Source organism: Paeniglutamicibacter gangotriensis Lz1y (genome assembly GCF_000348945.1).
Taxonomy (GTDB): domain Bacteria; phylum Actinomycetota; class Actinomycetes; order Actinomycetales; family Micrococcaceae; genus Paeniglutamicibacter; species Paeniglutamicibacter gangotriensis.
On the sequence record NZ_AOCK01000017.1, the window covers coordinates 1 to 5,518 of the forward strand.

The following is a 5,518-nucleotide window of genomic DNA, read 5'->3' on the forward strand; positions in this document are numbered from 1 at the left end:
TGATTAGTGGCGAACGGGTGAGTAACACGTGAGTAACCTGCCCTTGACTCTGGGATAAGCCTGGGAAACTGGGTCTAATACTGGATATGCACCGTGAACCGCATGGTTTTTGGTGGAAAGATTTATTGGTCAAGGATGGACTCGCGGCCTATCAGCTTGTTGGTGAGGTAATGGCTCACCAAGGCGACGACGGGTAGCCGGCCTGAGAGGGTGACCGGCCACACTGGGACTGAGACACGGCCCAGACTCCTACGGGAGGCAGCAGTGGGGAATATTGCACAATGGGCGAAAGCCTGATGCAGCGACGCCGCGTGAGGGATGACGGCCTTCGGGTTGTAAACCTCTTTCAGTAGGGAAGAAGCGAAAGTGACGGTACCTGCAGAAGAAGCGCCGGCTAACTACGTGCCAGCAGCCGCGGTAATACGTAGGGCGCAAGCGTTATCCGGAATTATTGGGCGTAAAGAGCTCGTAGGCGGTTTGTCGCGTCTATCGTGAAAGTCCGAGGCTCAACTTCGGATCTGCGGTGGGTACGGGCAGACTAGAGTGATGTAGGGGAGACTGGAATTCCTGGTGTAGCGGTGAAATGCGCAGATATCAGGAGGAACACCGATGGCGAAGGCAGGTCTCTGGGCATTAACTGACGCTGAGGAGCGAAAGCATGGGGAGCGAACAGGATTAGATACCCTGGTAGTCCATGCCGTAAACGTTGGGCACTAGATGTGGGGGACATTCCACGTTTTCCGCGTCGTAGCTAACGCATTAAGTGCCCCGCCTGGGGAGTACGGCCGCAAGGCTAAAACTCAAAGGAATTGACGGGGGCCCGCACAAGCGGCGGAGCATGCGGATTAATTCGATGCAACGCGAAGAACCTTACCAAGGCTTGACATGTGCTAGATCGCCGTAGAAATACGGTTTCCCCTTTGGGGCTGGTTCACAGGTGGTGCATGGTTGTCGTCAGCTCGTGTCGTGAGATGTTGGGTTAAGTCCCGCAACGAGCGCAACCCTCGTTCCATGTTGCCAGCACGTAATGGTGGGGACTCATGGGAGACTGCCGGGGTCAACTCGGAGGAAGGTGGGGACGACGTCAAATCATCATGCCCCTTATGTCTTGGGCTTCACGCATGCTACAATGGCCGGTACAATGGGTTGCGATACTGTGAGGTGGAGCTAATCCCAAAAAGCCGGTCTCAGTTCGGATTGGGGTCTGCAACTCGACCCCATGAAGTCGGAGTCGCTAGTAATCGCAGATCAGCAACGCTGCGGTGAATACGTTCCCGGGCCTTGTACACACCGCCCGTCAAGTCACGAAAGTTGGTAACACCCGAAGCCGGTGGCCTAACCCCTTGTGGGAGGGAGCCGTCGAAGGTGGGACCGGCGATTGGGACTAAGTCGTAACAAGGTAGCCGTACCGGAAGGTGCGGCTGGATCACCTCCTTTCTAAGGAGCAACTAACACCAGGCATCGGACCCACTGTGGTTTGTTTGTGGGTGTTCAGTGCTGCTCGTTTCCATCACTTGTGTTGATGGGCGAGTGCTCAAGGGTGGAATATCAACAAATTATGGCTGTTCATGGTGTGAAAAGTGTTGTTAGTACGCTCGCTTGCGGGTTGGAAGGTAATGGTTTTCATGATGGTGGATGGTTTTTTGGCACACTGTTGGGTCCTGAAATAACAGGCCCCGATGTTTCGCATGATGCTCCTTTTGGGGTGTGTGCGGGGTGTTGGGTAGTGTTTTTTCTGGATTGTCCCGCGCATGGCCTAAGCCGGCACGTTACCTCTTTTGTGGGGTGTGTTGGTGGTGGGTGTGATGGGGTTGTTGTTTGGGAACTGTATAGTGGACGCGAGCATCTTGTGAAGCAAGATTGATGGACCGGTAGCCTTTTGGGGTTGTTGGTTCTTTTTTGGTTTTGTTTTGCATAAGCAATTTCTTATGAATTATTGAACCTGGTGGACACGCTTTAGAGTGTGTCTTTCTTGGTTCTTTCGATTGTAATATATATAGCTCATGTAAATTGATCATGTTTGTGGTCAAGTTTTCAAGGGCGCACGGTGGATGCCTTGGCATTGGGAGCCGAAGAAGGACGTGGGAATCTGCGATAAGCCTGGTGGAGTCGATAACCGGACGTTGAGACCAGGATTTCCGAATGGGGAAACCCCGTACGCTGTCATGGCGTATGACCCGCAGCTGAACACATAGGCTGCGTGGAGGGAACGCGGGGAAGTGAAACATCTCAGTACCCGCAGGAAGAGAAAACAAAAGTGATTCCGTTAGTAGTGGCGAGCGAACGCGGATGGGGCTAAACCGAGCCATGTGTGATAGCCGGCGGGCGTTGCATGGTCGGGGTTGTGGGACTTTCCATATCAGTTCTGCCGGACTGGTGAAGTGAGGTGCAGGCGTATAGGCGAATCGGTTTGAATGCCGGACCGTAGAGGGTGAGAGTCCCGTAGTGCTAATGCGTGTCTGCCGCTTTGTGAGAGTATCCCAAGTAGCACGGGGCCCGAGAAATCCCGTGTGAATCTGCCAGGACCACCTGGTAAGCCTAAATACTACCCAATGACCGATAGCGGATAAGTACCGTGAGGGAATGGTGAAAAGTACCCCGGGAGGGGAGTGAAATAGTACCTGAAACCGTGCGCTTACAATCCGTTGGAGCACCCTTGTTGGTGTGACAGCGTGCCTTTTGAAGAATGAGCCTGCGAGTTAGTGTTACGTCGCGAGGTTAACCCGTGTGGGGAAGCCGTAGCGAAAGCGAGTCTGAATAGGGCGAGTTAGTGGCGTGATCTAGACCCGAAGCGAAGTGATCTACCCATGGCCAGGTTGAAGCGCGTGTAAGAGCGCGTGGAGGACCGAACCCACTTCAGTTGAAAATGGAGGGGATGAGCTGTGGGTAGGGGTGAAAGGCCAATCAAACTTCGTGATAGCTGGTTCTCCCCGAAATGCATTTAGGTGCAGCGTTGCGTGTTTCTTACTGGAGGTAGAGCTACTGGATGGCTAATGGGCCCTACAAGGTTACTGACGTCAGCCAAACTCCGAATGCCGGTAAGTGAGAGCGCAGCAGTGAGACTGTGGGGGATAAGCTTCATAGTCGAGAGGGAAACAGCCCAGAACGCCAACTAAGGCCCCTAAGCGTGTGCTAAGTGGAAAAGGATGTGGAGTTGCGAAGACAACCAGGAGGTTGGCTTAGAAGCAGCCATCCTTGAAAGAGTGCGTAATAGCTCACTGGTCAAGTGATTCCGCGCCGACAATGTAGCGGGGCTCAAGCACACCGCCGAAGTTGCGTCATTCATATATTTGGCAGGCCTTCGTGGTCCAGCCGTGTGGATGGGTAGGGGAGCGTCGTGTGGGCAGTGAAGTCGCGGTGTAAACCAGCGGTGGAGCCTACACGAGTGAGAATGCAGGCATGAGTAGCGAATGACGGGTGAGAAACCCGTCCGCCGAATGATCAAGGGTTCCAGGGTCAAGCTAATCTGCCCTGGGTAAGTCGGGACCTAAGGCGAGGCCGACAGGCGTAGTCGATGGACAACGGGTTGATATTCCCGTACCGGTAAAAAACCGCCAATATTGACCTGGTGATGCTAACCACCCCAAAGACCCACCATCTTTCCTTCGGGAAGGGTATCGGGTGTGCGGCGTGGGACCCGAACCAGGAAGGTAAACGTATTAACAGGTGTGACGCAGGAAGGTAGCCGAGCCAGGCAATGGAATTGACCTGGTCCAAGGATGTAGGGCGAGTCATAGGCAAATCCGTGACTCATTCAAGCCTGAGACCCGATAGGCGCCCCTTTTGGGGGGTGATTCGGTGATCCTATGCTGCCAAGAAAAGCATCGACGTGAGGTTTTAGCCGCCCGTACCCCAAACCGACACAGGTGATCAGGTAGAGAATACTAAGGCGATCGAGAGAATCATGGTTAAGGAACTCGGCAAAATGCCCCCGTAACTTCGGGAGAAGGGGGGCCTGCCTCGTGATGGAACCTTGCGTTCCGTAGCGAGTGTGGGCCGCAGAGACCAGGGGGAAGCGACTGTTTACTAAAAACACAGGTCCGTGCGAAGTCGCAAGACGATGTATACGGACTGACTCCTGCCCGGTGCTGGAAGGTTAAGAGGACCGGTTAGCTCTTTCGAGAGCGAAGCTGAGAATTTAAGCCCCAGTAAACGGCGGTGGTAACTATAACCATCCTAAGGTAGCGAAATTCCTTGTCGGGTAAGTTCCGACCTGCACGAATGGAGTAACGACTTCCCCGCTGTCTCAACCATGAACTCGGCGAAATTGCATTACGAGTAAAGATGCTCGTTACGCGCAGCAGGACGGAAAGACCCCGAGACCTTTACTATAGTTTGGTATTGGTGTTCGGTGCAGCTTGTGTAGGATAGGTGGGAGACTGTGAAGCTCGGACGCTAGTTCGGGTGGAGTCATCGTTGAAATACCACTCTGGCTGTACCGGTCACCTAACTTCGGCCCATGATCTGGGTCAGGGACAGTGCCTGATGGGTAGTTTAACTGGGGCGGTTGCCTCCTAAAGAGTAACGGAGGCGCCCAAAGGTTCCCTCAGCCTGGTTGGCAATCAGGTGGCGAGTGTAAGTGCACAAGGGAGCTTGACTGTGAGAGCGACAGCTCGAGCAGGGACGAAAGTCGGGACTAGTGATCCGGCGGCACGTTGTGGAACGGCCGTCGCTCAACGGATAAAAGGTACCTCGGGGATAACAGGCTGATCTTGCCCAAGAGTCCATATCGACGGCATGGTTTGGCACCTCGATGTCGGCTCGTCGCATCCTGGGGCTGGAGTAGGTCCCAAGGGTTGGGCTGTTCGCCCATTAAAGCGGTACGCGAGCTGGGTTTAGAACGTCGTGAGACAGTTCGGTCCCTATCCGCTGCGCGCGCAGGAAATTTGAGAAGAGCTGTCCTTAGTACGAGAGGACCGGGACGGACGAACCTCTGGTGTGTCAGTTGTACTGCCAAGTGCACCGCTGATTAGCTACGTTCGGAAGGGATAACCGCTGAAAGCATCTAAGCGGGAAGCCCACTTCGAGATGAGATTTCCATACACTTTTGAGTGTGAGAGGCCCCCAGCCAGACCACTGGGTTGATAGGCAGGATGTGGAAGCGAGGACTAAAGACTCGTGAAGCTGACCTGTACTAATAGGCCGACAACTTAAACCACAAACACCACACCACCTACGGGTGGTTGGCAAGTATTGCTGCGTCCACTATACGGTCCCGAAACAACAAACCTGTGTTTGTTTTTCGCGGATACAACAAGATACAACCACTATTGTGGTCGTAACCCCATTTTTACCCGTCAACACCCTCTTTGTGGGTTGTTGGTTGTGGTTGATAGAGTTACGGCGGTCATAGCGTGGGGGAAACGCCCGGTCCCATACCGAACCCGGAAGCTAAGACCCACTGCGCCGATGGTACTGCACTCGGGAGGGTGTGGGAGAGTAGGTCACCGCCGGACATATTTGTCCCGGAACCCCGAACACTATGTGTGTTCGGGGTTCCGATGTTTAAGCACCCCCT

The 5,518-nt window shown here is 54.1% G+C and carries 3 rRNA genes; all 3 read left to right on the plus strand.

Annotated features, from left to right (window positions below):
• A 16S ribosomal RNA gene (locus tag ADIAG_RS19685) occupies positions 1-1,437 on the plus strand; the annotation flags it as partial.
• Positions 1,438-2,024: 587 nt separating this feature from the next.
• Positions 2,025-5,158: ribosomal RNA gene (locus ADIAG_RS19690) — 23S ribosomal RNA — on the plus strand.
• 181 nt (positions 5,159-5,339) lie between these two features.
• Positions 5,340-5,456, plus strand: a 5S ribosomal RNA gene (rrf, locus tag ADIAG_RS19695).
• The last annotated feature ends 62 nt before the right edge of the window (positions 5,457-5,518 follow it).